The sequence below is a fragment of the Nocardia sp. NPDC050413 genome (assembly GCF_040655475.1).
Taxonomy (GTDB): Bacteria; Actinomycetota; Actinomycetes; order Mycobacteriales; family Mycobacteriaceae; genus Nocardia; species Nocardia coubleae.
This window is the reverse complement of sequence record NZ_JBFAJZ010000001.1, coordinates 866,716-891,033: the sequence shown is the minus strand read 5'-3', so window position 1 is coordinate 891,033 and position 24,318 is coordinate 866,716. Positions and strand designations below refer to the sequence as shown.

Sequence of the window (24,318 nt, the reverse complement as noted above, 5' to 3'; positions counted from 1 at the left end):
ACAACGGTCAGGATCGAGGGCACCCGAACCGAAGGAGATGCTCGTGAAGACGCTGATCGTGCACGCCCATCCCGAGCCGAAGTCGCTCAACAGCTCGCTCACCGACCTCGCCGTGACCACCCTCGAGGCCGCCGGGCACGAGGTCCGCGTGAGCGATCTGTACGCCATGAACTGGAAGCCGGTGGTCGACGCCGACGACTACGGTCCCGAGGCGTCGAGTCCGCTCGCGGTCGCCCGCGATTCGGGCCGCGCCTTCGAGACCGGCACGCTCACCGCCGACGTGCGCGCCGAGCAGGAGAAACTGCTGTGGGCCGACACGATCATCTTCCAGTTCCCGCTGTGGTGGTATTCGATGCCCGCGATCCTCAAAGGCTGGGTGGACCGGGTCTTCACCTACCGATTCGCCTACGGCGTCGGCGAGCACAGCGAGACCAAGTACGGCGAACGCTATGGCGAAGGCACACTCGCCGGAAAGAAGGCGTTGCTGTCGGTCACCATCGGCGGTCCGGAACCGCACTACGGTCCCCGCGGGATCAACGGCCCGATCGAGGACCTCCTGTTTCCGATCCACCACGGCATCCTGTTCTATCCCGGCATCGAATCACTGCCGCCGTTCGTGGTCTACGGCGCAGACCGCCTCTCCGAAGACGCCTACGCGACCGCGGCCCAGGCCTGGGAGCAGCGGCTGCGCACGATCGCCACGACCGACCCGATCCCGTTCCGCCGCCAGAACTTCGGCGATTACGACATTCCGTCCCTCGCCCTGAAACCCGGTCTCGAACCTGCGGGCAGCACCGGCTTCAGCCTGCACATCCGGCCCTGATCCGGCCGTGCGGAGGTTTCCGAACGACCCATCAGGCGTGGAGCCACCGCGGCGGCCCGGCACGTCGCCCGACCACGCCACGAATCCGGCAGCTGTCCTCAGGCGCGCTCAGGATGGGTCGGCGGCCAAGACCGCCGCGAACCCTTCGCGGAGGTCGTCGACGAAATACTCCGGCACTTCCAGTGACGGGAAATGTCCGCCGGTTTCGGGCGTCCGCCATCGGACGATCTGCCGGTACCGTTGCTTCGCCCACGGCAGCGGGCACTTCTCGATGTCGTGCGGATAGACGGTGAGTGCGGAGGGAACGTCGACTCGCAGGTCGGGGTCGAAGGCGTCGACACCGCCGTGGCTTTCGTAGTAGATGCGGGCCGAGGACGCGCCGGATCGGGTCAGCCAGTAGAGGGTGACGTTGTCGAGAAACCGGTCGAGGGAGATCTTTTCGAACGGGCTGTCGGTGGTGTCGGTCCATTCGGCGAACTTGTCGAGGATCCAGGCGAGCAGCCCGACCGGCGAATCGACGAGTGCGTAGCCGGTGGTCTGGGGGCGGATCGCCTGCTGTTTCGCGAATGCCGCGCGCGGTCCGTTCCAGAATTCGCGGGTGTCCTCGACCCATGCGCGTTCGGTGGCTGTCAGGCCGGAGGTGGGCAGCCCCGCCGGTGGTTGTGGGGTGAGGCAGTGGATGCCGAGGACGTGCTCCGGGAATTGGCCGCCGAGGATCGTGGTGATCACCCCGCCCCAGTCTCCCCCGTGTGCCACGAACTTGTCGTAGCCGAGCCGGCGCATCAGTTCCACCCACGCGGTCGCGATCTTGCCGACGCCCCACCCGGTGGTGGCCGGTTTGTCGCTGTATCCGAAGCCGGGCAACGACGGGACGACGACGTGGAATGCGGGTGCGTCGACGACATCCGGATCGGCCAGTTCGTCTATGAGGTCGACGAATTCGGCGACGCTGCCGGGCCAGCCGTGCGTCATGATCAACGGTGTGGCATCGGCGCGCGCGGATCGGCGGTGCAGGAAGTGGATGCCCACCCCGTCGATCGTCGTGCGGAACTGGCCGATGCGGTTGAGGCGTTCCTCGAACTTCCGCCAGTCGTACTCGGTGCGCCAGTAGTGCACGACATCGGTGAGGTCGGCGAGCGGCACACCCTGGTCCCACCGCCGGTGCTCGGGCACCGTCTCGGCGTCCGGCAGCCGCGCCGCTGCCAGTCGAGCACGCAGTTCGTCCAGCTCGGCCTCGGCGGTGTGGGCGTCGAACGCTCGCACCGCCGAGGGATCTGCTGGAGCTGGTTGGGCGACATTCATGAACCGTCAATGCCCGATAACACGCATTCTCACACCGCCGGGGAGCTCGGTCGCTCACTCTCTGGGATCGTTCGCGCTTGCGATCTCTGGTTTGAAGGCTTTCGAAACCCATTGCGCCACCGCGTCGACCACGGCGTCGGGGCGCTTCAACCAGCCGGTGTGCCCGGTCGGTGCTTCGAGGTGCGTGCGCGTCGTGGTGGCGCCGGGGAAGAGTGCGACCAGGGCGTCCACGGCGGTGGCCGGCGCCAAGTGGTCGTCTCGGAAAGACAAGGCCAGCAAAGGGAATCGGCGGCGCGCGAGGACGATCGGGCTCGACGACCACGACCCGGTTCTGGCCATGCGAGCCCAGTCCTCGATCAGCTGGGTCGACTGGCGACCGAACCCGAATCTGCGGTCGTCGAAGTAGCCCCGCACGCGGGCCGTCGCGGCGAACACCGGGGGAAGGATGAGCGGGATCAGGCGGTCTCGCCCGGTGAAGGCACGCCAGTGCGGAGTGCCCGCGGCGGCGAGGACGAGTCCGTCGAACCGGCCCGGTGACAGGGATTCCAGCGCCGTCACCAACTGCCCGCCGAGGCTGTGTCCGACCAAGAGCACAGGGCCGCTCCCCTGCTCGCGGGCCCAGTCGATCGCCTCTGTCACGTCGTCGACGACGTCGGCGTAACCGAATCGCACACCACGAGTGATCCGCACAGTACTGTCGCCTTGCCCGCGATAGTCGAGGTTGAGCACGGAAAACCCTTGGGCCTGAGATGTTTCGGCGAAGCGCTGATAATGCCGCGCGGCGACGCCCATAGCGGGGAGGACAACGAGGACGGGCAGGCCCGGGGCGCTGGGGAACCAGTGCGCGACCGCACCGCTCGGCATCCGGTTCATGGCTGACTCCCCCGCACCTTGCGCAGCAGACGGCCCGGTGCGCGGCGCGTGATCTCGGCGACGCCGGTCGTCCGCGTGGGGCGCCGGACCAGCTCGCCCGCGCAATTCGGGCACGCCGCCAGATCCACCGTGCAGGCCGGACAGTAGGTGCATTCGTAGCTGCAGATGAACGCCTCGCCGTCGTTGCGCAGCTGTCCGGCGCAGAGTTCGCAGGTCGTTTTCATTTTCAGCATGGCGTCCACTCCTCACTTCGACATACAAACTGTATGTCACATACACTTTGTATGTCACAGGCGAAGGGATGGCAAGTGGTATCGGTTCGCGAAGAGAACGCCGCGCGCACGCGGTCCGGATTGATCGCCGTCGGCACCGCGCTGTTCGCCGAGCGCGGCTTCGCCGAGGTGACCACGGGACAGGTGTGCGCGGCGGCAGGTGTCACCCGCGGTGCCCTGTACCACCACTTCGGCGGCATGGCCGGGCTGATGGAGGCCTGCTTCGCCGCGGTGGATCACGGCTTGGTCGCCACTCTGTCCGCGCACGCCGAGGAGGGCGGACCGGCCGACCGGCTGCGTGCGGTGAGCCACGAGTTCGTGAATCAACTGGCCGACGAGACGGTCCGCCAGATCCTCTTCGTGGAAGCGCCTGCCGCCCTCGGGTGGGCGCGCTGGCGCGAAATAGATGGCGGCCGCGCTCTCGGCCTGGTCAAGAATCTCCTCGTCGCCGCCCACGAACAGGGTGAGCTGCTCCCCCACCACAACCCGAAAGTCCTGGCGCACATCCTGTTGGGCGGCCTCAACGAACTTGCCATGTTCGTAGCCGCCTCCCGCTCCCGCGAAAATGCACTGGAAGCCGCCCATACCGAACTCAGCGCGGTACTCGACGGCATGTTCGCGTCCGCTCACGGCGAACCGCTCCGCGGTTAGTTCCGAAAAGTTCGCTGATGCTGCTGGAATGTCGATGGCGCTTGGTCACCGATCCCGACGGTGGGTTGGTTGACGTGTCCAGCACGACCGCTGCGCCGCCAACCGACCACTGAGGACTGCCGGGTCTGCCCCGATTTCGTCAGCCGCTCTGCCCTGCGACCTCCCGATCGAGTTGCTCGTTGAGGACACCGGCGATGCGGGCCAGGACCGCGGGTTCGGTCATCGCCAGGTGTGTGGCGTCGATGTCGATATCGGTGATGTGTCCGCGCACACTCGGTGCCCATCCCCGATGTCCGGTCGCGTCGTCGCGGCGTTCGCCGGTGGCGGTGAAATACAGCATGTCGCAGTCGATTACCGGTGGTTGCCAGTCGGCGGCGGCCCGGACCGATTCGTTGTAGGCGTCGGTCATGTGCTGGATGAGGGCGGCGTCGATACCGAGCCGCTCCCCCAGTTTCTGTTCGATCAGTGCGGCGGCTTCCTCGGCGGTGGCGTCGGTGGGGACGAAATCGATACCCATGACCGGGCCGAGGTTGGCGACCAGTTCACCGGCTGTCACGGTGGTGACGGCGGTGGGATCGAATCCGTCGGCTTCGGCGTCGAGCAGGGCCAGGAGCGCGACTTGTTCTCCGGCGGCGCGTATTTCGGCGGCGACGGCGTGGGCGATTTGGCCGCCGAGTGACCAGCCGAGCAGGTGGTAGGGGCCGTGCGGCTGGATGGCGCGAATTTCGTCGAGGTAGCGGCGGGCGGTGTCTTCGATGGTCGCGGACCCCGGTTCGCCGCTCAGTTGTGGTGCCTGGATTCCGTAGACGGGCCGGTCCTCGGTCAGGTATTCACCGAGCGGGCGGTAGCACCAGGCCAGGCCGGAGGCGGGGTGGACGCAGAACAGCGGGGGTTGTGTTCCGGTGGTGCGAATCGGTAGCACGACATCGAATCCGGGTGTGGTGGGTTCGGTGGTGGTGTGTCCGGTACGCATTCCGGTTTCGATGCGCCTGGCGAGGTCGGTGGGGCGCGGGTCGGACAGGATCCAGCTAACGGGGACCTCGTAGTCGAGTTCCTTGCGGAGTTCGCTGACCACCTGCACCGACTTGAGGGAGTTCCCGCCGAGGGCGTAGAAGTCGTCGTCGGCACCGACGCGGGCCATGCCGAGGACGTGCTCGTAGACCCGGGCGACCTCGCCTTCGAGCCAGGATTCAGGTTCCCGGAACTCCCCCACGTCGAATACCGGTTCCGGTAGGTGTTTGCGGTCGAGTTTGCCGGAGTCGGTCAGCGGTACGGTGTCGAGCACCATGACCGTGGTCGGCACCATGTAGTCGGGGAGTTCGGCGGCGGCGTGGTCGAGCACGGCATCGGTGTCGACGTCGAGGCCTGCCGTCGGCATCAGGTAGGCGACGAGCCGGTCCCCGGTGCCTGCGGTGTGGACGGCGGCGATGGCGCGGGCGACGGTGGGGTGCTCGGCGAGGACGGCTTCGATCTCGCCGAGTTCGATGCGCAGGCCGCGGAGTTTCACCTGGAAGTCGGTGCGGCCCAGGTATTCCAGTTCGCCGGTGCGCAGGCGGCGGGCGCGGTCACCTGTGCGGTACATGCGCCGGCCCGCGGTGAACGGGTCGGGGACGAATCGTTCCGCGGTGAGGCCGGGGCGGGCGTGGTAGCCGCGGGAGATCTGGTTCCCCGCGAGGTACAGGTCCCCCGCCACCCCGGGCGGGACCGGGCGTAGGCGGGTGTCGAGGACGTGGGCGCGGACGTTCCAGACCGGTGTGCCCATGGGGATGCTGCCGGTGTCGCCGTGGGTGACGTGGTGGGCGGTGGCGTGCACGGCGAATTCGGTGGGGCCGTAGAGATTGTGCAGTTCGGTGTGGGGCATGGCGCGGCGTGCGGCCGACACCACGTCGGCGCCGAACGCTTCGCCGCCGACGAGCAAGGTGCGCAACGACTTCAGGGATCGCGCGGGGGCGGCGTCGGCGAAGGCCGCGAGCATGGACGGGACGAAGGATGTCACGGTGACCTGCCGGTCGGCGATGGTGTCGGCCAGGTAGGCGGGGTCGGTGTGTCCGTCTGGTCGGGCGATCACCAGGCGGGCGCCGACGGCGAGGGTGGCGAACAGTTCCCAGACCGAGACGTCGAAGGTGGCGGGGGTCTTCTGCAGGACGGTGTCGGCGGTGTTGAGCCCGTAGGTGTCGATGATCCAGTGGAGTTGGTTGAGGACCGCCCTGTGCGGGACGGCAACACCTTTGGGCCGCCCGGTGGATCCGGAGGTGAACAGGACGTAGGCGATGTTGTCGGGTCGTAGTGGGGTGCGGCGGTCGGTGTCGCTGACGGGGGCGTCGTCGTAGCCGGTGAGGTCGATTCCGTCGAGGGAGGTGAGTTCGAGGACAGGCGCTGCGGTGGTGAGCATGTAGTCGATGCGGTCGGCGGGATGGGTGGGGTCGATGGGGACGTATCCTCCGCCGGCGGCGTGGACGGCGTACGTGGCGGTGACCTGGTCGAGGGATCTGGGCATCCGTAGTACGACGAGGGTGTCGGGGCCGACGCCGCGGGCGATGAGCCAGCGGGCGAGCCGGTTGACGCGTGCGGCGAATTCGGCATAGGTCATGGCTTCGGAGCCGTATTCGACGGCGGGCCGGTCGGCATGGGTGCGGGCGGCGTGGGTGAACAGGCTTGCGAGGGTTTCGTGGGGGTCGAGGGGGTGTTCGGTGTGGTTCCACCGGTGCAGGAGTGCGTCGCGTTCGCCGGTGTCGAGGAGGTCGACGTCGTGGATCTGGCGGGTCGGGTCGGTGGCGAGTGCGCGCAGTATCCGTTGCAGGCGCTCGGCGATGGTGGTGGCGGTGGCCGGGTCGAACAGGTCGGTGGCGTAGGTGATCGTGCCGTTCATTCCGGTGGGTGCGCCGGTGCTGTCGTGGGTGTCGGAGACGGTGACCTGGAGGTCGAACAGGGAGGTCGCGGTGTCGGCTTCGACGGCCGAGGCGGTGAGGCCGGGGAGCTGGAAGTCGGTGGTGGTGTGGTTCTGGAAGGCGAGCATCACCTGGAACAGGGGGTGGTGGGCGTGGGAGCGGACGGGGTTGAGTTCTTCGACGAGGCGTTCGAACGGGACGTCGGCGTGCCCGAATGCGGCGAGGTCGTCGCCGCGCACGTGCTCGAGGAGCTCGGTGAAGGTCATGTGGTCGGTGAGGTGGGTGCGCAGGACGAGGGTGTTGACGAACATGCCGACGAGGTCGTCGAGTTCGGGTTCGCCGCGACCGGCGTAGGGCGTGCCGATGGCGATGTCGTCGGTGGCGGCGATGCGGCCGAGGGTGGCGGCGAGGGCGGCGTGGAACACCATGAACAGGGTGCTGTTGTGGGTGCGCGCGACCTTTTCCAAGGCGGTGTGCAGGTCGGCGTCGACGGTGAGTTCGACGTTGCCACCGGTGTAGGTCTGGATCGGTGGCCGCGGGCGGTCGGTGGGTAGTTCGAGCAGTGGCGGTAGATCGGCGAGTCGGGTGGTCCAGTAGTCGATTTGCGCGCGGAGCAGCGAGTCGGGGTCGTGTGCGGCGCCCAGGACGGTGTGCTGCCAGATGGCGTAGTCGGCGTACTGGACCGGTAGCGGTGTCCAGGTGGGTAGGTGGCCGTCGACTCGGGCCTGGTAGGCGGTCATCATGTCGCGGGCCAGTGGGGCGAGGGAGGATCCGTCGCCGCAGATGTGGTGCAGGACCACGGCGAGCACCCAGGTGTCGGGGCCGGTGTCGTAGAGCCTGGCACGCAGCGGGATTTCGGTCGTGACGTCGAATGCGGTGCCCAGGAGTGCGGCGAGCGCGGCGGGCAGAGCGCTGTCGTCGATCGGGACGGGGTGCAGGGGTGGCGTGGCGAGGTGGGCCGGTAGGACGACCTGGGCGGGTTCGCCGTCGATGTGTGGGTAGCGGGTGCGCAGGACTTCGTGCCGGTCGACGACGTCGGTGAGGGCGCGGTGCAGGGCGTCGGTGTCGAGGTGGCCGGTGAGGCGGATGACGATGGGGATGCTGTAGGCGGCCGAATCGGGTTCGAACCGGTTGAGGAACCACATGCGCTGCTGTGCGTAGGACAGCGGGATGTGCGGCGGCCGGGGTTGTGGGGTGAGCGCCACTCGTCCGGTGTCGGCGTGGGATTCGGCGCGGGAGGCGAGTTTGGCGACGGTCGGTGCGTCGAAGATCATCGCGACCGGCACGGTGGCGTCGAGGGCGGCGCCGATGCGGGCGGCGACGCGGGTGGCGACGAGACTGTTGCCGCCGAGTTCGAAGAAGTCGTCGTCGGCGCCGACGGCACGGTCGAGGCCGAGTACGTCGGTGAAGACTCCTGCCACGATTTCCTCGACCGGTGAGGCGGGGGCACGGAACTGCTTGGTCTGCTGGACGGGTTCGGGGAGGGCCTTGCGGTCGAGTTTGCCGTTGGGTGAGAGCGGGATCCGGTCGAGGACCATGATCGCGGCGGGAACCATGTAGGCGGGCAGGGTGCCGGTGAGTGCGGTGGTGAGGGTGTCGACGGAGATTTCGGCACCGGGTGCCGCGACCACATAGGACACCAGCGTGACGGGGCCGGTGCCTTCGCGGCGTGGGATGGTGACGGCGTAGGCGATGTCGGGGCGGGCGCCGAGGGCGGTGTCGATCTCGCCGAGTTCGACGCGGAAGCCGCGTACCTTCACCTGGAAGTCGTTGCGTCCCAGGAATTCCAGGTTGCCACGGGTGTTCCAGCGGACGAGGTCGCCGGTGCGGTACATGCGGCTGCCGGGTTCGGCGTAGGGGCAGGCGGTGAATCGGTCGGCGTTGGTTGCGGCGCGGTTGAGGTAGCCGCGGGCCAGGGCTGGTCCGGCCAGATACAGTTCGCCGCTGACGCCGACCGGTGCGGGCCGGAGCCGGTCGTCGAGGACCAACGCCTGGATGCCGGGCAGCGGGGTGCCGATGGTGGGTCGTTCGCCGGGGCGGATGGGTTCGGTGGAGGTGGCGAGCATGGTGGTTTCGGTCGGTCCGTAGAGGACCCGGAATTCGCGGGTGCCCGCGCGGTCGCTGCCCGCCCACCGGTTGATGAGGTCGGCGGGGACCTCGTCGCCGCCGGACACGATGTGCTGGAGGTCGTCGAGTCCGGTGGGGTCGACGGAGGCGAGGGCGGCGGGGGTGATGAAGGCGTGGGTGATGCGGTGGGTGCGCAGGAATTCGGCCAGTTCGTCGCCGCCGTAGATGTCGGTGGGGGCGATGACGAGGGTGGCGGCGCGGCCGGTGGCGAGCAGGATTTCCAGGACCGAGGCGTCGAAGGACGGTGAGGCGAAGTGCAGGACGCGATCGCTGTTGCGGGGCGGGGTGCCGAGGCGTTGTCCGGCGACGAAGTCGGCGATTCCGGTGTGGGTGATCGCGACGCCCTTGGGGCGGCCGGTGGATCCGGAGGTGAACACGATGTAGGCGACGTGGGTGGTGTGTAGTGGCCGGAGCCGGTCGGTGTCGGTGACGGGTGCGGCGGATTCGCTGGCCGATTCCGGGGTTTCGGCCGGGGAGTCGAGCAGGATCCAGTCGACGGTGCCGGGCAGTTGGGGTCGTGCGCCGGTCAGGGTGACGCCGAGGGTGGCGCGCGAGTCGGTGACCATCTGTTCGATGCGGCCGGCTGGGTAGCGGGGATCCACCGGGACGTAGGGAGCGCCGGATTTGACCACCGCCCACCAAGCGACGACTTCGTCGGCGGTGCGGCCGGTGGCGACGAGCACGGGATGTTCGGGCCCGGCGCCGTGGCGGATCAACCGCCGTGCCAGCTGGTTGGAACGGGTGTCGAGTTCGCGGTAGGTGAGTTCGGTGTCGCCGGAAACGACGGCGATGCCGGTGGGGTTGTCGTGGACGGCGGCGGCGAAAACGTCCGGTAGCAGGGCCGGGGGCCGGGCGCCGACCGGACGCGGCCCGACCCGGGTCGAGAGGTCGTGGTGTTCGGTGTCGTCGAGCCAGCCGAGATCGCCGACGGCTTCGGTGGGGTCGGTGGTGACGGCTTCCAGGACCCGGAGCAGTCGTGTGAGGAATGCGTGGGCGGTGGTTTCGTCGAACAGGTCGCGGGCGAAGGTGAGTGTTCCGGAGAGTCCGCGCGCTGCTCCCGTGTCGTCGTAGGAGTCGGCGAGGATCAGTTGCAGGTCGAATTGGGACAGGCCGGTGTCGATGTCGGCGCGGGAGACGGTGACGCCGGGCAGCTCGACGTCGGTACCGGACAGGCTCTGGAAGGCGAGCATCACCTGGAACAGCGGGTGCCGGTCGGCGGCGCGTTGCGGATTGAGTTCCTCCACAACCCGTTCGAACGGCACATCGCCGTGTTCGAAAGCGGCCAGATCGGTGTCGCGGGTGCGGGTGAGCAGTTCGGTGAACGGTTCGCCGGTGTCGACAGCGGTGCGCAGGGCGAGGGTGTTGACGAACATGCCGACGAGGTCCTCGAGGCCGGGTTCGCCCCGGCCCGCGACGGGCGTGCCGATCACGACGTCGTCGCTGCCGCTGAGGCGACCGAGCACGGCGGCGAGGGCGGCGTGCATCACCATGAACAGCGAGGAACCGCGACTGTGGGCGAGTTCGCGCAGCCGGGTGTGCAGGTCGGCGCCGATGTCGACTGGGATGCGGCCACCGGCCAGTGAGGCGACGGGTGGGCGGGGGCGGTCGGTGGGGAGATCGAGCCGGTCGGGGGCATCGGCGAGGGTTTCCCGCCAGAACCGCAGCTGGGTGGACAGCAGCGATTCGGGGTCGTCGGCGGCGCCGAGGACTTCCCGCTGCCACAGTGCGTAGTCGGCGTATTGGACGGGTAGGGGCTGCCAGTGGGGTGCGTGCCCGCCGACCTGGGCCGCATAGGCGGTGACGACATCGCGGGCCAGTGGGCCCATGGATTGGCCGTCGCCCGCGATGTGGTGGACAACGAGGGCGAGCAGGTATTCGCCGGTGCCCAGATCGAACAGTCCGATGCGGAGCGGGACCTCGGAGGTGACGTCGAATCCGTTGCGCACGAAAGCGTTCACGGTGTCGGCGAGGGTTGTGGAGTCGACGGGAATGGTGTGCAGAGCAGGGTCGGGTTCGGCCAGCACCAGCTGACGAGGTTCACCCGCGGTCTCGGGATAGACGGTGCGCAGTACTTCGTGGCGGGCGATGACGTCGATGAGGGCTCGGCGCAGGGCGTCGGTGTCGAGTTCGCCGGTGAGGCGCAGCATGACGGGAATGTTGTACGCGGCGGATTCCGGTTCGAACCGGTTGAGGAACCACATGCGCTGCTGGGCCAGTGACAGCGGCAGGGGTTCGGGGTGCGGGCGGGCGGTGAGCGGGATCCGTTCGCCGGTGCGCAGAGTGGTGGTGTGGCGGGCGAGGGCGGCGACGGTCGGTGCCTCGAACAGGGCACGCACCGGTACCCGCACACCGAGCGCGGCACCGACCCGGGCCACCACCAGCGATGCGCTGAGGGAATCGCCACCGAGAGCGAAGAAGTCGTCGTCGGCACCGACCCGGTGCACACCGAGAACTTGGGCGTACGCGGCGGCGACGAGTTCTTCCGGCCAGGAGGCGGGAGCCCGGTATTCGCGTGCGGCGAATACGGGTTCGGGTAGGCGGTCCCGGTCGAGTTTGCCGTGGGCGGTGAGTGGTACGTCGTCCAGGATCATGATGGCGGCGGGCACCATGTAGGTGGGCAGCGCGTCGGCGAGGGCGGCGGTGAGGGACTCGACCGAGACGTCCTCCCCCGGTGCGGGCACCACATACGACACCAGGCGTGCCGGTCCCCCGTGGTCGGTGTGGGCGAGGGTGGTCGCGAAGGTGATGTCGGGGCGGCCCGTGAGCGCGGCGTCGATTTCGCCGAGTTCGACACGTGAGCCGCGGACTTTCACCTGGAAGTCGTTGCGGCCCACGAATTCCAGGTCGCCGTCGGCATTGCGGCGGACGAGATCGCCGGTGCGGTACATGCGGGTGCCGCCGTTGCCGAACGGGCAGGCGATGAACCGGGCGGCGGTCAGTCCCGGCCGGTCGATATAGCCTTCGGCCAGGCCAGGACCGAACAGGTACAGCTCACCCGCCACACCCTGCGGGACGGGTCGCAGCCAGCTGTCGAGGACGGTGGCGGCGACCGGACCGACGGGGCGGCCGATTCCGATGGGCGCGTCGGCGGACAGTTCGGATGCGGTTGCCCAGATAGTGGTTTCGCTGGGACCGTAGAGATTGAGCATGGTGCGACCCGGCGCCCACCGTTCGACCAGTTCCCGTCCGACCGGTTCCCCGGCCGTCGCCAGAACCCGCAACGTGATGAGGTCGTCGGCCGGAACGGTGGCCAGCGCGGACGGGGTGATCACCGCGTGCGAAATGTGTTCGCGGCGAACGAGATCGGCCAGTTCACGGCCGCCGTACACATCCGGTGGTGCGATGACGAGCCGTGCACCCGATCCGTGTGCCATGAGCAGTTCGAACAGGTTGGCGTCGAAACTGGGGGACGCTACCTGTAGGACCGTGGCCTGGTCGTCGACATGCAGTGTCCGGTGTTGTGCCGCGACCAGGTCGGTGAGGGCACGGTGGCAGACCAGGACGCCTTTGGGGGTGCCGGTGGAACCGGAGGTGTAGATGACGTAGGCACTGAGATCGGGTTGCACACCGGGGATGGTGAGCGGTTCCGGCGATTCGGCGGCGACGCTGCGGCGGGTGTGTTCGTCGTCGACGATCAGCCAGTCGGTGCCGTCGGGCAGTTTCGGCGCGGTGGCGGAATCGGTGATGCCGAGCGGTGCCCCGGAGTCCGACAGCAGGAATTCGATCCGTCCGGCGGGCAGGTTCGGGTCGATCGGGAGGAACGCCGTCCCCGCTTTGGCGGCCGCCCACAGGGCCACGACGCCGGTGAGTGAGCGTGGGAGCGCGAGGGCGGTGATCCGGCCGGGCCGGGCGCCGCGACGCAGCAGGGCGCGGGCGAGGCGGTTGGATTGTTCGTCGAGTTCGCGGTAGGTGAGGGGGGCCGCACCGCACTGCGCGGCGACGGCACCAGGGGTGCGGGCGGCGGTGGCGGTGAGGATGCCCGCGAGGGTGTTCGGCGTGTGGTGGACGGTATCCGGGTGGGCGGGAGCCGGTACGCCGGGAAGTGCGAGTGCACCGAGCCGGGTGGCCGGGTCACGGGCGATGCGGGTGAGGACATCCACGAACCCGGTGAGGATGTGATCGGCGCGGGTGCTGTCGAATTCGCCGGTCAGGAAGCGGAGCGTGATCCGCAGGCCCGATGAACCTTCGGGAGTGGGAGCGACGACCAGGCTCAACGGGAACGGGGTGGCGTCGACGCCGGAGATCTCGCCCACGCGCAGGCCCGCGGAATCGACGAGTCGTTGCAGGGCGGGACGGTCGACAGGGAACGACTGGAATGTGACCGCGGTGTCGAACATCTCGGTGACGCCGACGCTGCGCTGGATCTCGGGGAGCCCGATGTAGTGGTGGTCGAGCATGCGGGCATGCTGCTCCTGGACCCGCACGACCAGGTCGCGCAGTGTCTGCGCGGGCTCGAGCCGGACCCGGACCGGGATGGTGTTGAGGAACATGCCCAAAGTGCGCTCCACCTGTGGCAGTTCCGGTGGCCGGCCCGATACCGCCGAACCGAACACGACATCGGTTTCGCCGGTGAGGACACGCAGGTTCAGTGCCCAGGCCGCGGCGACCGTGGTGCTGACGGTGACGGCCGCGTCGGCGGCGACATCACGCAGCTCGCGGTACAGGTCGGCGGGTAGGTCGGTGATCACCTCGGCGGCGTTGCCCGAGGTGCCTGCGCCGCGGGCGACGCGGGTCGGGGAATCCACGTCCGCGAATTCCCGCGCCCAAGCGGCTTTGGACGCGACGGGGTCCTGGTGCTGTAGCCAGGTCAGGTAGTCACGGTAGGAAGGCGCGGGTCCGGTGGTGCCGATTCGCTCGGGGGCACCGTAGTTTTCGAGCAGTTCGCCCATGAGCAGCGGCATCGACCAGCCGTCGAGGATCACGTGGTGATTGGTGACCAGCAGCCGGTGCACACCGGGTTCGAGGCGGATCAGGGTGAACCGGATCAGCGGCGGTGCGGACAGGTCGAAACCGGCTGCGGCGTCGTCGGCGGCGATGTCGGTGGCGGTGCGTGGGTCCTGCCCGCCGGTCAGGTCGATTTCGTGGAAGTCGGTGTCGGCGTGGCCGAGCACGATCTGGTGTGGTCCGGCGGGGGTTTCGGCGAAGCCGGCGCGCAGGATGTCGTGGCGGTCTATCAGTGCCTGGGTGGCGCGGCGCAGGCGGTCGGCGTCGATCTCACCGGTGAAGCCGATGGTGGTTTGCACGGTGTAGTTGTCCGCTTCGGTGGTGAAGGTGGAGTGGAAGTGGATACCCGACTGCATCGGCGACAGCGGCCAGACGTCGACCAGGCCCGGATACTGTTGCCGCAGTGCAGTGATGGCGTCATCGTCGAGGGTGACCAGCGGTGATCCCGGGGCGTCGTCGGTACTCGGTGCTGAGGCGTCGCGGCGGGCGGTGGCGGCGAGCGCGGCCACCGTCTTCCCTTCGAACACCTCGCGAGGGGTGAGGACGAGCCCGGCGGCCCGGGCGAGCGCGACCAGACGCATGGAGACGATGCTGTCGCCGCCGAGGGTGAAGAAGTTGCTGTCGGCGGACACCCTGTCCAGGTTCAGGACCTGCGCGAACAGCTCCGCCATGGTGTGTTCGGCTGGGGTCGCAGGGGCGCGTCCGGCGGTGTCGGGTGCGGTGAGTTCGTGATGTCGCAGCGCTTTACGGTCGATCTTGCCCGTGGGGGTCACCGGCATTTCGTCGAGTTCCACGATCGCCGTGGGGTGCATGTAGTGGGCGAGGGTGCGGTCGAGGTGATCGTGCAGTTGCGTCGTGTCCAGGCTTCGGCCCGGTGCGCCGACGACGAAGGACACCAGGACCGGTTCACCGGTCGGGCCGGTGCGGGTGACGGTGGCCGCGCTCGCCACCGCGGGATGGCGGGCGAGCTGAGTGTCGATCTCCCCCGGTTCGATGCGCAGGCCGTGGATCTTGACCTGTTGATCGTTGCGGCCCAGGTATTCCAGTTCCAGCCCGGTGCGTCCGCGAATCCAGCGCACGGAATCACCTGTGCGATATAGGCGTTCGCCACTGCCGGTGGCGATGAAACGGGAGGCGGTGGTCGCGGGCCTGCCGAAATAGCCGCGCGCCAGACCCGGCCCGCCGACATACAGCTCCCCCGCGACCCCGACCGGAACCGGCCGCAACCACATGTCGAGGACCGCGACGGAAACGCCGTGGACGGGACCACCGATCGTCACCGGTTCACCCGGGTGCAGGGCGGCGGACCCGGTTGCCCAGATCGTGGTTTCGGTCGGTCCGTAATGGTTCATCAACCGTCGCCCGGGCGCCCACCGCTGCACGGTGTCCGCGCCGGTGGCTTCACCGACCACCGCGATCGCGGTGAGGTCCGGTACCCGCGCCGGGTCGAGGGTGTTCAGCACCGACGGGGTGATGATGGCGTGAGTGACCCGTGCGGTGCGCAGCAGTTCGGTGAGGTCCGCGCCGCCGTACACATCCGGTGGTGCGATCAGCAGGCAGGCGCCGTTGCCATGGGCCAGCAGCAGTTCCGAGACGCTGGCATCGAAACCCGGTGAGGCGACCTGCAAGACCGTGGAGGTGGGGCCCGCGCCGAAGGCCTCGGTGTGGGCGGCGACGAGATCGGCCAGACCGCGGTGGGTCACCTGCACCGCTTTCGGGGTGCCGGTCGAACCGGAAGTGAAGATCAGGTAGGCGGTGCTGTCGGGTGCTACCGGCCGGGAATGCACCGGCGCAGCGTGCGGCGTGTCGGCGTCGTCGAGGGTCAGCCAGTCCACCGTGCCGGGCAGATGCGCGGCGACGGGAGCGGTCGTAATACCCAGGCCCGTGCCCGAATCGGCCAGCATCCCGGCGATGCGTTCACCGGGATTGGCCGGATCGAGCGGAATGAACGCGGCACCGGTTTCCGCGACCGCCCAGATCGCGACGACGAGGTCGATCGACCGAGGCAGCGCCAGGGCGACGAACGTTTCAGGACGTGCACCGCGAGCGACGAGCACGGCGGCGAGTTCGCTCGACCGCTGCCGCAGCTCACGGTAGGTGAGGGTGATGTCGCCGGATCGGACGGCAGCGGCATCGGGATACCGGTTCGCGGTCGCGGTGAGAATCTCGTGCAGGGTTCGTTCGGGCACGGCGGGAGCACCCGTGGCGGGCACCGGTTCGCCGGGTCCCGGGGTGACAGCGGCTGTGCGGGTGGCGGGCTCGGTGACCAGCTGGGTCAGGATCCGTTCGAATCGTGCGAGCAGGATGGCGGCCTGATCGGTGTCGAACCGGTCGGTCGCGTAGCGCAGGGTGAGCGTGTAGGTGCCCGCGTCGTCGCCGGTGGGACGCGGCGGGGTGACCTGCAGGCTCAGCGGGAACGGGGTGGCGTCCTGGGCGTCGAGATCGATCAGCCGCAGCCCGGCCGCATCGAGATCGCGGGCCAGCCCTTCCCGGTCCAGCGGATAGGACTCGAGCACCGTGACGGTGTCGAACATGTCCGCGATCCCGGTGGCGCGCTGCAGTTCCGCCAAACCGATATGGCGGTGCTCCAGCATCGCGGCCTGCTCGGATTGCACCCGGATCAGCAGATCGCCGACGCTTTCGTGGGGATCGAGGCGCACCCGCACCGGCAGGGTGTTGATGAACAGGCCCACCATGTGTTCCACGCCGAGAAGCTGCGGCGGACGGTGCGACACCGTATTGCCGAACACCACATCGGAACGTCCGGTCAGAGCCGTGAGCAGCAGCGCCCACGCCACCTCGACGGCGGTGCCCGCGGTGACACCGTGGGAGCGACCGAGATCGAGGACCGCGGCGGCGGTAGCGGCATCGAGGTCGAGCCCGACCTCACCACTGGCCGCACCACCCGTACGGTCCGGGCGACCCGACACCCGGGTGGGGTTGTCCACCCCGTCCAACATCCGCTGCCAGGCAGACGTGGCGGCGGCATCGTCCTGGGAGTGCAACCACTGCAGGTAGTCCCGGAACGATCGCGGGGCCGGGAGCTCACCGGCATCGCCGCCGGTGTACAACACGAGGAGCTGGTGGATCAGCAACGGCATCGACCAGCCGTCCAACACGAGATGATGGTCGGTGATCAGCAGCCGATACTCGCCGACACCGGTGCGCAACAGCTGGAAGCGCAGCAGCGGCGGGCAGGCGGGATCGAACGGTGCGGTCGCTTCGGTGGTGAGGCGATGGATTTCGCGGTCACGTCCGGCGGGGTCGTGGGCGCTGAGATCGGCTTCGCGCCAATCGGCGCGGACACTGTGCAGCACGATCTGGCGGGGACCGTCGGCGGTTTCGACGAAGGCGGTGCGCAGGCTGTCGTGGCGGTCGATCAGGGTTTGGGCGGCCTGGCGCATGCGCTGGGCGTCGACCTCACCGGCGAGGGTCAGTGATGCCTGCACGATGTAGCTGTCATCGCCGTCGCGGTCGTAGAGGGTGTGGAACAGCAGCCCGGTTTGCAGCGCGGTCAGCGGCCACACATCGGTCATCGCCGGGAACTCCCGCGCCCAACCATCGATATCGGTCTGCGACACCGTGACCAGCGGGAAATCGGACGGGGTGAAACCGCCTGCGCCTTCGCTGCGCAGATGCGCGGCCAAACTGCGCAGCGCCCGCACCCACAGATCGGCCAGTTCGGACACCTCGTCGGCGCCCATGATGCCGGTCGCGTACTCCCAGGTGGCCTCGAGCTCGAGCCCGCCGGGACCGGGCACCGCGATCGCGTTCACATCCACGATCGCGGGCAACGACATTCGAGGATCGGTGGTCGCGGTGAGCGAGGTGAATTCGGTGGTGGGTGTCCACGCCCCCGAGTGGTCGCCGACACCCACCCGCCCCAGATAGTTGAAACTGATCTGGGGCTCCGACGCGGTCCCGAGCTCGGCACTACCCACGGGGTCGAGGTAACGCAGCATGCCGTAACCGATCCCGTTGTTCGGGACCGCGCGTAATTGTTCCTTCACCTGTTTGATCGCCGACCCCGCTGCGGGGCCGCCGGTGAAGGCATCGTCGAGATCGACCCCGGACATGTCGAGCCGGACCGGGAATCGGGTGGTGAACCAGCCGACGGTGGCGCTCAGATCCGCGCCCGGCACCGCCTGTTCCTCGCGGCCGTGCCCTTCCAGCGAAATCAGTTCCGTCCCCGCGGTGTCACCGCGGCGGGCCCGCCACCGCGCCGTGGCCAGGGCCAGCGCCGCCAAGAGCGGATCGTTGGCGCTGCCGTGGAACCGGGCCGGGATGCCGGTGAGGACGGCGTCGGTGATATCCGCGGGAAGACGTAACCGGATCCGGTCGGCGGTGGCCATGACATCGCGTTCGGGGTCCAACGGCCGTGAGCCGAGCAACCGGTTTCCCTCGGCGAGAACGGTTTTCCAGCGTTCCAGTTCCGCCGGGCGTCGGGCGGCGGCCTGTTCGGTCAGGCCGTGGACCCAGCTCCGCACCGAGGTGGTCCCCGTGCCGGGCTGCGGGTCCTCGCCGGTGGACACCTGCAGCCAGGTACGGGCCAGGTCGGTGAGCAGGATCCGCCACGACACCGCGTCGACGGCGAGGTGATGGACCACCAGCCACAGCAGGTCCGGTCCCGCGCCGGTGCCGTCCTGGACACGCACAGCCTGCACAAGGACACCGGCGGCGGGGTCGAGACGGTCGGCGGCCTCCTGTAGGTGCCGGTCGACCTCGGCGGCGTCGCGGTGACGCAGTGTCACATGGGTGATGACGGAGTCGGCATCGATAGTTCCGGGGGCAGGTACTTCGAGGCGGTGCTCGTCGGCGGCATCGACGCGCAGGACTGCGCGCAGCATGTCGTGACGATCCAGCAAAGCCTGTAGGGCGCGTGCCAGATGTGCCGGGTCGAGCCGGTCGGGTAGTTCGACGAGGGTGGCCTGCGCGAACCGGTCGAAATGCCCGCGACCGAGCATGGCGTGCACGATCGGCGACAGCGGGATCGGTCCGACGCCACCGCCGGGGAGTTCGCGCAGCTGCGGGGCGCCACCGGCCTCGGCGGCCATGGCGGCCAGGCCCGCGACGGTCTTGTGCTCGAACACGTCCTGGGTGGAGAACCCCAGCCCGACGGCTTTCGCACGCGCCACCAGCTGGATCGAGAGGATGCTGTCACCGCCGAGGGCGAAGAAGCTGTCGTCGGCGCCGACCTGGGGCACACCGAGGATCTCGCTGAACAGGCCGGCCATCAGGATCTCACGGTCGGTCTCCGGGTCGCGCCCGGCCGGAACCGCCCCGAATTCGGGTTCCGGTAGCGCGGTGCGATCGAGTTTGCCGAACGCGTTCACCGGTAGCCGGTCCAGCGGCACGATCACCGCCGGAACCATGTGCGGCGGCAACGATTCGCGGGCGAACAGTTGCAGCTGCGCGGGATCCACGCGGTGATCCTCGACGGGGACGACGTAGGAGGCCAGGACAGTGGTCCCGGCATTGTTGTGCACGGGGACGGTGACCGACAGGTCGACATCCGGATGGGCGGTGAGAGCGGCGTCGATCTCGGCCGGTTCGATCCGGTAGCCCCGGATCTTCACCTGGAAATCGCTGCGGCCCAGCAGTTCCAGCGAAACCCCCGAATCCTGCGCGACCCAGCGGGCCAGATCGCCGGTGCGATACATGCGCTGCCCCGGATCGCCGTAGGGGTCGGCGACGAAACGGGCCGCGGTGTCGGCGAAGCGCCGGTTGTAACCGCGGGCCAGGCCGGGACCGGCCAGATACAGTTCGCCCGCTGTGCCGACCGGAACCGGCTGCAGGCCACGGTCCAGCACCATCGCCGCCACACCACGGACGGGGCCACCGACGGTGAGGTCGCGGCCGGGCCGGATCCGCGCGCCCGCAGCGGTGACCGTGGCCTCGGTGGGCCCGTATTCGTTGAACATCGCGCAATGCCGCGACCAGCGGTCGATCACATGCGGCGGGCATACGTCACCCCCGACCACCACCACCCGCAGCTCGGTCAGCGGATGTGGGTCGACGGTCGCCAGCATCGCCGGCGTCAACGTCAGGTGGGTGACGTGCTCATCAGCCAGCAGTCGGGTGAGCCGGTCACCGCCGATCACCTCCGGCGGGACGACCACCAGCGTGGCCGCGTTGGCGAAACAGGTCAGGAACTGTTCGAAGGAGGCGTCGAAGGCCGGTGAGAGGGCATAGGACACCCGTGATCGCGGGCTCAGGGCGTAGGCGTCGCTGCGGTCGGCGACCAGATTCGCCAGGCCACGGTGGGTCACCTGCACACCCTTGGGCACACCGGTGGAACCGGAGGTGTAGGTGATGTAGGCGAGGTCGCCGACGTGCAACGGGCGGAGGCGGTCGGCATCGGTGACCGGTTCGTCACCGCTGTCGGCGCAGGCGTCGCGGATCGCGGGATCGTCGAGGACCAGCGCGGGCGCGGTGCGCGGAAGCCGGTCCCGTACGGCGTCGAGCGTGACGACCATCCGGGCACCGCTGTCGGCGATGATGTGTTCGATGCGCTTCGCCGGATAGTCCGGATCGACCTGCACGATCGCGGCCCCCGATTTCGCGACGGCCCACGCCGCGATGACCGACTCGGCCGAACGGCGCATGGCGATCGCCACCACTGTCCCCGGCCCGCAACCGCGCCCGATCAGGTACCGGGCGAGCTGTGTGGAGCGGGTGTGCAGCTGGCGGTAGGTCAGTGTCGTGGTGGCCGCGGCGACCGCGGTAGCGGCCGGGTCGTGGTGTGCCCCGGCGGTGAGGATGTCGGGGAGCAGCCGCTCACCGACGGCTTCCGGTCCCCGCACGGGCAGCAGCGCGGCCCGTTCCGCCGGTTCCAGCAGCGGCAGAGTGCTGACGGGGCGTTCCGGCCCGCCGGCGAGGAATTCGTCGAGGAACCGCAGGAACCGGGCGTGATGAGTGGCGAGTTCGTCGCCGCTGTACACGCTCGGGTTGCCCTGGAAATCTATGTGGGTGCTGTCGCGGCCCGCGCCGGGATAGATATTGACGAACAGGTCCGACGTGGGCCCCGAGGTCAGCACATGCAGCCGGCCGACCGTGGCGCCGAGCACGATCTCGTTGCTCACCATCATCAGGTTGATCGCCGGCCCGAACGACGCGGTTTCGTCACGGGCGATCCCCATATCGCGGAAGATGTCCTCCTGCCGGTACCGCTGCCGCCGTAGCGCGCTGGTCAGCTCGCTCTGCACCGCGGTGATCACCGCACCCGTCCCGTTCCCGGCGACGGGCACCCGCAGCGGCACCACATTGGCGACCATCCCACCGGACCGTCGCAGCACCGCGGAATGGCGACCGGAGACCGGCAGGCTCAGCAACACTTCGTCGCTGCCGGTCATCCGGGCCAGGTAGGCGGCGAACGCCGCGACGATCACCGGTGTGACGCTGGTTCCGCGGTCGGCGACGACCCGGTCGAGCTGTCGTGCGGTGTGGTCGGGCAGGGTCGCGCTGACGAGGGTCGGGTGAATGGTCGGTGTGCCGCCGTGGCCGGCGAGGCCGACGACGGGTGGGGCGCCGTCGAGGTGTTCGGTCCAGTAGTCGCGGTCGTTGTCGAACCGTGTCGAACCCCGGTACGCCAGATCCTGGTCGACGATTTCGCGCAGGTCCTTCGCGGTGGACGCCGGGGCCTCCTCCCCCGACACCCCCGCGTTGTACAGCTCGACGATCCGCTGCATCATCGTGACCGCAGCGAAACCGTCGAGCACGATATGGTGAGCGCGCTGATACCACAGGTAGTGGTCGTTACCGGTTTGGAAGACAACGCATTTCATCAGCCGGTCGTTGCGCAGATCCAGTGGGGCGGAATAGTCGCGAACCATGAGGTCGTGGGCGGTGGCCACCGGGTCGTCGTCCCCGCGTAGATCGAGCACCGACACCGGTGAGGGCAGGTCTTCGTCGACGACCTGATACGGCTCACCGTCGACCTCGACCAGCCGCACGTGCGCGCACCCGAACTCGCGCCCGGCGGTTTTACAGGCGGCGACGAGCACATCGATGTCGACCGGCCCGTCGATCTCGACGTACTGGGCCACCGAAATCGGAGATTCGCGGGCCAGATGCTGCGCGAACCAGATCCCACGCTGCGCCGCCGACAGCGGCAGGACATCGTGAGGTCGCGGACCGGAACCATTGCCATTGTGTGGGTGCGCGCCGTTACCCGGCGCCGAAACGGACTGCTCCCAGCTGCTGTCCAAATGGTGCTTCGACTGGGTCATGTGGACCTCCGTGTATTGCGTCATTCCAGGAGCAGGCCGATAAATCGGACCGTCCCTGCCCCCGCAAAACATGCGGCACCACCGGAGATGAAAGCTGATTCAGCAAAATGGCATGACGCACCGACCGCAGGGAATGCGGTGCGCAATTACTTCGGCTTTCGGCAGTGGTGAATTGTCTGGCGTACCTGTAATAGATCACCTTCGAATAATCGTTAACCGTTCACGCAAAGCGGCTGTCGCAAATATTCAAGTCCCGGGTCACGGGCGTGAAACGCGCGGCCGACCCGCCGGCGCGGCAGACGCGCGCAGGTCACAGCAGTGTCTCGACCCTTGACAAGCAGGAAGCGAACGGGGGTGGAAGTCATCGGCAGCACCGGATCGCCTTCTGGGAGATGGTGTGCCCAGGTCCCAGTGTGTTCCAGGATGATTCGACGACCACACTGTCGCCGAATACGCGCTATGTATTCCCCACAACCCCGACAATTGGAGGATTCAACCGTTTCGCCCGATATGCCGGTTACGGCATTTTCGGACCGGCAGTTGCCGGGATATTCTCGCATCCTGGCAACCAGCTCAGAAGCCCATAGTAAGCAAGTTTAGACACGCGGCGCAATGGGTAGTGACCCCTGCTCTGTTGCGCGCCGCCGTGGCGGTAGTTGAAAGCGCAAGGCAGTGCCGAGGACTCATGAATATTCGCCTCGTCCGATGACGATAAACGAGCGGTCGGATCCGGCCGTTACCGATCCTGCCTCCCCGCTGCGCCGCCCCACCACCCAGAGCGGCGACCGCCGATTTGTGTCCTCGGTCTCGCTCGGCCTGTGCGGCCAGCACAAACCGGCTGGACTCAGAATGTCCGAGTCAGTACCTGGGGGTGCCAGCGGCGGATACCGAGGGCGAAGCGGAGGTCGAAACTGTTGGTGTCGACGGTGATTCCGTAGCGGGTGGTGATCTGCTGGATGCGGTATTGGATGGTGTTGCGATGCACGTCGAGGGCGCGGGCGGTGCGCGAGTAGCTGGCGCCCTCGGTCAGGAAGACATCGAGGGTGTGGCGTAGGAGTTCCTTCTTGGCGCCGGCACCCGCCAGGGCGCCGAGGGTGCGGCGAACGAGGGCGGCGAGCTCGTCGGGATCATCGGTGAGCAGGGCGAACGGAGCGACGGCGTCGTAGGCCACGACCGACGGTGCGGTGAGACCCGCCGAGACGGCGAGGTCCTTCGCGCGGGCCGCGTTGCGGGTGGAACGACGGAAGCCCGGCAGACCTTCGCCGAGCGAACCGAGCGCGACGCGCACGGGCAGCCCGGATGCGACGACCTGGGCGGTCAGCTCATCGATCGCCTGTTCCCCCTCGACCGGGAACCAGATCCGCAGCGCGCGATCTCCCGTCGAGGCCACCAGGCCACGCCCGACGGTCCGCAGCGCCGCCGACACCACCTGACGCGCCTGTTCCAGCGCTCGTGTCGCCTCGGCACCCGTGACGGTGGGCGGTGTCCAGATCTCCACGGCGAGATGACTTCGGTCGAGGCGGTATTCGAGTGCTTCCTCGGCCGCGGGCACATCCACGTCATCGCTGTCGAGGAGCCGGGCGATCCACTGCTGGCGCGCGGCCTGCCTGCTGCTGAGCCAGCGGTCGCGTTCGGCCTCGTAAATTCGGCCCATGGACGAGTTCAGGCGATCGAGGTAGACGCTGGCGAAACGCAGGAGCTCGGCGATGCGGGCGTTGTGGTCGATGCCCGGGGTGGCCAGGATCAGTCCGATGGCGGCGTCGAGCAGCCGGTACTGGCCGAGGCCGTAGGCACGAAGCAGCACGGTCAGCGGCACACCGCGCCGGGCAAGCCGTTGCGCGTAGGCGGCCGCGCCCGGGGGTGGGCCGACGGTCGCGGGGTCGATGCTGTTGGCGAGCACGTACTGCACGGCGGTGATGTTCTCGGCGATGCTCGCCGCACGCATGTCCCCCAGGTCCGCGGCGATGTCGTCGACGGGAATCATCTGCTCGGTGACGCGGATGAGGTCCTCGGTGATGCCCGCGGTCAGCGGCGCCAGTGCGTGCCCGACCCAGGTGAGGGTCCCGTATACCGCCACGCCACGCTCCGTTCGCTGCCCAAATTCCGCCGACCGTATTGTGCCATCCGCACAAATTCGGGCTCCAAGTAGCTTTTTGGGCTGGCAAACAGACCGGAGATGTGTCATAGCCGCGTGTCGTGTGGTGTCATGG

Annotated in this window: 7 protein-coding genes; 2 read left to right on the top strand and 5 right to left on the bottom strand. The window is 68.5% G+C overall.

Going from position 1 to position 24,318, the window contains the following annotated elements; translation table 11 throughout:
- Positions 1-43: 43 nt before the first annotated feature.
- Positions 44-823, top strand: coding sequence for an NAD(P)H-dependent oxidoreductase (locus AB0I19_RS04185; RefSeq protein ID WP_357144188.1), 780 nt, complete (start codon positions 44-46; stop codon positions 821-823).
- A gap of 108 nt (positions 824-931) precedes the next feature.
- Here AB0I19_RS04185 and AB0I19_RS04180 read toward each other — a convergent pair whose 3' ends face one another.
- Genes AB0I19_RS04180 through AB0I19_RS04170 form a run of 3 tightly spaced genes read right to left on the bottom strand, consistent with a single transcriptional unit; the run spans position 932 to position 3,231 of the window.
- The gene (locus AB0I19_RS04180) at positions 932-2,125 is read right to left on the bottom strand and encodes an epoxide hydrolase (protein ID WP_357144185.1); all 1,194 of its coding nucleotides are present in this window, start codon (positions 2,123-2,125) and stop codon (positions 932-934) included.
- A gap of 54 nt (positions 2,126-2,179) precedes the next feature.
- Positions 2,180-2,998 carry an alpha/beta fold hydrolase gene (locus AB0I19_RS04175; RefSeq protein ID WP_357144182.1) on the bottom strand — a complete coding sequence of 273 codons (819 nt, stop codon included), beginning with the start codon at positions 2,996-2,998 and terminating at the stop codon, positions 2,180-2,182.
- Complete coding sequence (locus AB0I19_RS04170; RefSeq protein ID WP_357144179.1) at positions 2,995-3,231, bottom strand: DUF1272 domain-containing protein; 237 nt, start codon at positions 3,229-3,231, stop codon at positions 2,995-2,997. Before AB0I19_RS04170 ends, AB0I19_RS04175 begins: the two co-directional genes overlap by 4 nt.
- A gap of 75 nt (positions 3,232-3,306) precedes the next feature.
- Between AB0I19_RS04170 and AB0I19_RS04165 the strand changes: the two genes are divergently transcribed.
- A complete protein-coding gene (locus AB0I19_RS04165; RefSeq protein WP_357144176.1) occupies positions 3,307-3,921 on the top strand; it encodes a TetR/AcrR family transcriptional regulator in 615 nt (204 codons plus the stop codon).
- A 139-nt stretch (positions 3,922-4,060) separates the two neighbouring features.
- Here AB0I19_RS04165 and AB0I19_RS04160 read toward each other — a convergent pair whose 3' ends face one another.
- Together AB0I19_RS04160 and AB0I19_RS04155 are read right to left on the bottom strand one after the other, a co-directional pair.
- Complete coding sequence (locus AB0I19_RS04160) at positions 4,061-22,108, bottom strand: amino acid adenylation domain-containing protein (protein WP_357144173.1); 18,048 nt, start codon at positions 22,106-22,108, stop codon at positions 4,061-4,063.
- 844 nt (positions 22,109-22,952) lie between these two features.
- The gene (locus AB0I19_RS04155) at positions 22,953-24,185 is read right to left on the bottom strand and encodes a helix-turn-helix domain-containing protein (protein ID WP_357144170.1); all 1,233 of its coding nucleotides are present in this window, start codon (positions 24,183-24,185) and stop codon (positions 22,953-22,955) included.
- Between the last annotated feature and the right edge of the window lie 133 nt (positions 24,186-24,318).

Bases quoted from the DNA above. Each gene is read 5' to 3' on its own strand.
- AB0I19_RS04180 (WP_357144185.1), bottom strand. From the start codon at position 2,125: ATGAATGTCGCCCAACCAGCTCCAGCAGATCCCTCGGCGGTGCGAGCG.
- AB0I19_RS04175 (WP_357144182.1), bottom strand. From the start codon at position 2,998: ATGAACCGGATGCCGAGCGGTGCGGTCGCGCACTGGTTCCCCAGCGCC.
- AB0I19_RS04170 (WP_357144179.1), bottom strand. From the start codon at position 3,231: ATGCTGAAAATGAAAACGACCTGCGAACTCTGCGCCGGACAGCTGCGC.
- AB0I19_RS04160 (WP_357144173.1), bottom strand. From the start codon at position 22,108: ATGACCCAGTCGAAGCACCATTTGGACAGCAGCTGGGAGCAGTCCGTT.